This is a genomic window from Micromonospora sp. M51 (assembly GCF_018070305.1).
GTDB lineage: Bacteria > Actinomycetota > Actinomycetes > Mycobacteriales > Micromonosporaceae > Micromonospora > Micromonospora parva.
Genome location: NZ_JAGPXZ010000561.1, coordinates 1 through 4,213 on the forward strand (window position 1 = coordinate 1; position 4,213 = coordinate 4,213).

The window sequence follows — 4,213 nt, forward strand, 5'->3', positions numbered from 1 at the left end:
GCTCAGGTCGACGAACCGGTCCGCGTCGACGGCGTCGGCCCGCAGCAGGTAGCCGGGTGGCCGGGACTCGACCAGCTCACGGGCGCCCGGCTCGGCGTCGTTGAGTGCCTTGCGCAGCTGCGACACCCGCACCTGGAGGGCGCCGGTCGGGTTGGCGGGGGAGTCGTCACCCCACAGGTCGTCGATGAGGCGGTCCGCCGAGACCACCTGGTTGCGGTTGGCCAGCAGGTCGGCCAGCAACGCCCGTACCTTCGTGCCGGGCACCACCACCGGCTCGCCGGCGTCGGTGGTCACGGCGAGCGGCCCGAGCACCCCGAACTGCACGGCGGTCATCTTATGGCCTTGCCGGGGCGCCGTCCGGGCCCGCCGCCGGCCGGGCAGGGGCTTCGACGCCGGTAAGGCGACCTGAAGTCGACCGTAAGCGCGCGGGCGCACGGTGTGGGCATGGACATCTACTCCGAAGCGCATGGCAATGGTGAGGGTCGCCCACTGGTGCTGATCCACGGCGCACTCTCCGGCATCGGTACGTCGTTCGGCACGATCCTGCCGTCGCTGGCGAAGACCCGGCGGGTGATCGCCGTCGAGTTGCAGGCCCACTGCCACACCCCCGACGTGGACCGTCCGCTGACCGTGGAGCACTTCGCCGCCGACGTCGTCGAGTTGCTCGACCGGTTGGGCATCGGGCGGGCGGACGTTTTCGGCTGGAGCATGGGCGCGGCGGTGGCGCTGCGCCTCGGCACCCACCACGCCGACCGGGTGGGCCGCCTCGTGCTCGCCTCGGTGAGCTTCGACGAGGACGGCCTGCACCCCGGGCTGCTCGACGGGATCCAGGACCTGCAACCGGAGCACCTGCACGGCTCGGAGTTCCACGAGGAGTACCTGCGGACCGCACCGGACCCGGCGGGCTGGGCCACCCTGGTCACGAAGATGAAGGTGCTGGACGCGAACCTGCCCCGGTGGACCCCCGAGCAGGTCCGCGCGCTGGCCGCACCCACCATGATCGTGCTGGGCGACGCGGACATCGTCCAACCCGAGCACGCGGTGCGCATGTTCCGGCTGCTCGGCGGCGCGGTGCCCGGCGACCTGACCGGCCTGCCGGCCTGCCGGCTGGCCATCCTGCCCGGCACCACCCACACCACGATCCCGCAGCGCGCCGACTGGCTGGCCCCGATGATCGACGAGTTCCTGGGGGAGGCGTAGGGGTGTTTCGCAATCGGTTGCTCGGGGCAATCACCTGTCGACGACATCCCTCTGGAAGGACGAATCCCCGTGGAAGTTTCCGGCTTTTTCGCCGCCATCATCATCGGTCTGATCATCGGCGCGCTGGGCCGGCTCGTGGTCCCCGGCAAGCAGAACATCCCGATCTGGCTGACGCTGCTCATCGGTGTGATCGCGGCGATCCTCGGCACGCTCGTTGCCGGTGTCTTCGGCGTCGACGACACCAGTGGGATCGACTGGATCGAGCTGGTCATCCAGGTCGCCTTCGCGGCTGTCGGCGTGGCTGTCGCAGCCGGTGCCTACGGCCGCCGTCGGGTGCGCTGACCTCTCGCACCATCGTGCCGGCCCGCCCTCCCCCGGAGGGCGGGCCTCGCCGTGTCCGGACCCTGAACTGGACCAGCTACGTGGACCGTGCGGTCGGGATCACGAACCCCACTCGTCAGCGTACGGATCCCTGTTCGGATCGGCGGCGGACCGCCGCTAGCAGGCGGCGTACGCCGAACACGTGGCCGCCCGAGGTCAGCAGGATCTGCCGGTACAGGCCGCCGGCCAGGCCGGGGAAGACCGCGCGTGTCTCGGCGCGCAGCCGTGACCGGGTCGGACCGTCGGCGTCGAGGCGGAAGGTCAGCGCGTACGTCGAGAACCGGTGGCTGCCCCGCAGGGCCAGCTCCTGACCGGGGATCGCGGTGGCGACGTGGAATCCGGGCAGTGTCGAGCCCTCGCTGAGGGGTCGGGGCCCGGACGTGACGGGGTCGGCGGCATGCACCAGGCGGGCGTACCCGCTAGCGCCGAACCGCGAGAAGGACCTCTCCACGACGTCGATCAGGTGGGGCCAGACCCGGTCGGGCCCGGCGTTGATGAACGTGGCGTGTTCGTCCAGGTGGGGCAGTGGGTCGAGCGGCATCGGCACCTCCCAGGTCGTCCGTCATCCTCCTCCGCCCGGCGCGAAGTTCGCCGGCCCGGTCATGGCGGCCGGCCGAATTAACGGGTAGAAACATGTCGACCCCTTCGGCGCGACCCGTTCTCGGCCGCTGTGGTCAGAGAGCGCTCTCACGCCGCCCCAGCTGCGCCGGACGAGACGGTCCGGTCAGCGGAGAGGACGAACCACATGACAAGCCCGTCCCGACGTACCCTCACCCTTGCCCTGCTGGTGACCGCCGCCGTCACCATGTCCAGCACCGCCGCCACCGCCGGCCGCCCCACGCACGGCGCACCCGACTTCGGCCCGAACGTGACGATCTTCGACCCGTCCATGCCGGTCGGCCAGATCCAGCAGACCCTCGACGCCGCGCACGCCCGGCAGGTCGACAACGAGATGGGCACCGAGCGGCACGCCTACCTGTTCAAGCCGGGCACGTACGGCACCGCTGCGCAACCGCTGCAGGCCAAGGTCGGCTACTATACCGAGGTGTCCGGCCTGGGCGCCTCGCCCACCGACGTCGCCATCAACGGCAAACTCGAGGTCTACAACCGCTGCCTGGCCGACGGCGGCACCGGCAACTGCCTGGCGCTGGTCAACTTCTGGCGCACCCTGTCCAACCTCTCGCTCACCATCAACGCGGCCGGCCAGGACGACTGCCGGTCGTCGGCGAACTTCTGGGCGGTGTCCCAGGCGGTGTCGATGCGCCGGCTGAACATCGGCGGTGGTGGTCTGTCGCTGATGGACTACTGCACCGCCGGTCCGCAGTACGCCAGCGGTGGCTTCATCGCCGACTCGCGGCTGCCCGCCACCACCAACGGCTCACAGCAGCAGTGGCTGACCCGCAACAGCGAGGTCGCGGGCTGGTCCAACGCGGTGTGGAACCAGGTGTTCGCCGGGGTCGAGGGCGCGCCGGACGACGCCAGCTTCCCCGACCCGCCCTACACCACGCTGGAGACCACCCCGCTCAGCCGGGAGAAGCCCTACCTCTTCGTCGACGGCAAGGGCCGCTACCAGGTGCGGGTGCCCGCCGCCCAGCGGGACAGCCGGGGCGTCTCCTGGGCCGACGGCATGACGCCGGGGCGGACCATCGGGATCGACGACTTCTTCATCGCCAAGCCCTCCGACCCGGTGCGGGTCATCAACAGCCAGCTGGCCCGGGGCAAGCACCTGCTGCTCACCCCCGGCACGTACGACATCGCGCGCAGCATCGAGGTCCGGCGTCCGGACACCGTGGTGCTCGGGATCGGGCACGCCACGCTCACCGCCGTGAACGGCACGATCCCGCTGGACGTGGCCGGTGTGCCCGGGGTGATCGTCGCCGGTGTCACGATCGACGCCGGCACCGTCGAGTCGCCGGTCCTGCTGCGGGTCGGACGCCAGCACGGCCACAACGCGAGCAGCCCGCGCAACCCGACCACGCTCTCCGACGTGTACTTCCGGGTCGGCGGTCCGCACATCGGACGGACGAACACCGCGCTGGAGGTCAACAGCGACAACGTGCTCATCGACCACACCTGGGTGTGGCGCGGCGATCACGGCGTCGAGGGCTTCACCGAGGGCGTCAACGGTGACACCGACCGCTGGCGTACCAACACCGGTCGCTACGGGGCCGTCATCAACGGCGACCGCGTGACCGCTACCGGGCTGTTCGTCGAGCACTTCCAGCGGTACAACACGGTCTGGAACGGCGAGCACGGCACCACGATCCTCTACCAGAACGAGCTGCCGTACGACCCGCCGACGCAGGCCGACTGGATGAACGGCCCGGTCGAGGGCTGGGCCGGGTACAAGGTCGGTGACCGGGTGCGTCACCACACCCTGTACGGCGGCGGGGTGTACGTCTTCAACCAGAACAACCCGTCGATCCACACCGAGAACGGCTTCGAGGTGCCGAACCGGCCGGGGGTGCGGCTGCACCACATCATGACCGTCAACCTCAGCGCCGGCACGATCGACCACGTGGTCAACGGCGTCGGGGACGCGGCCGACATGACCCGTGTCGGCGCCCCGGTCTACCTGAGCCAGTACCCCACCCCGTAGCGGGGATCGGGCGTAGCGGCGGGGGGGGCGGCG

Annotated in this window: 5 protein-coding genes; 3 read left to right on the forward strand and 2 right to left on the reverse strand. The window is 70.7% G+C overall.

What is annotated here, in order from left to right:
- Window positions 1-324: winged helix-turn-helix domain-containing protein (locus KBX53_RS24465; RefSeq protein WP_210861875.1), on the reverse strand; the 324-nt coding region annotated here is incomplete at its 3' end.
- Between the two features lie 120 nt (window positions 325-444).
- On the opposite strand from KBX53_RS24465, the gene KBX53_RS24470 reads away from it, so the two are divergent.
- Together KBX53_RS24470 and KBX53_RS24475 are read left to right on the forward strand one after the other, a co-directional pair.
- The gene (locus tag KBX53_RS24470; RefSeq protein ID WP_051708735.1) at window positions 445-1,200 is read left to right on the forward strand and encodes an alpha/beta fold hydrolase; all 756 of its coding nucleotides are present in this window, start codon (window positions 445-447) and stop codon (window positions 1,198-1,200) included.
- Window positions 1,201-1,269: 69 nt separating this feature from the next.
- Window positions 1,270-1,542: a GlsB/YeaQ/YmgE family stress response membrane protein gene (locus KBX53_RS24475; protein WP_030335408.1), complete on the forward strand. Its 273-nt coding sequence runs from the start codon at window positions 1,270-1,272 to the stop codon at window positions 1,540-1,542.
- A 115-nt stretch (window positions 1,543-1,657) separates the two neighbouring features.
- Here the strand turns inward: KBX53_RS24475 and KBX53_RS24480 are convergent, their stop codons facing one another.
- Window positions 1,658-2,122: a hypothetical protein gene (locus KBX53_RS24480; RefSeq protein WP_210861873.1), complete on the reverse strand. Its 465-nt coding sequence runs from the start codon at window positions 2,120-2,122 to the stop codon at window positions 1,658-1,660.
- Window positions 2,123-2,326: 204 nt separating this feature from the next.
- Between KBX53_RS24480 and KBX53_RS24485 the strand changes: the two genes are divergently transcribed.
- On the forward strand, window positions 2,327-4,180 hold the full coding sequence (locus KBX53_RS24485) for an adenylyl cyclase (protein WP_210861874.1): 1,854 nt from the start codon (window positions 2,327-2,329) through the stop codon (window positions 4,178-4,180).
- The last annotated feature ends 33 nt before the right edge of the window (window positions 4,181-4,213 follow it).

Excerpts from the sequence above, each read along its gene's own strand:
- KBX53_RS24470 (WP_051708735.1), top strand. The coding sequence starts at position 445 with ATGGACATCTACTCCGAAGCGCATGGCAATGGTGAGGGTCGCCCACTG.
- KBX53_RS24480 (WP_210861873.1), bottom strand. The coding sequence starts at position 2,122 with ATGCCGCTCGACCCACTGCCCCACCTGGACGAACACGCCACGTTCATC.
- KBX53_RS24485 (WP_210861874.1), top strand. The coding sequence starts at position 2,327 with ATGACAAGCCCGTCCCGACGTACCCTCACCCTTGCCCTGCTGGTGACC.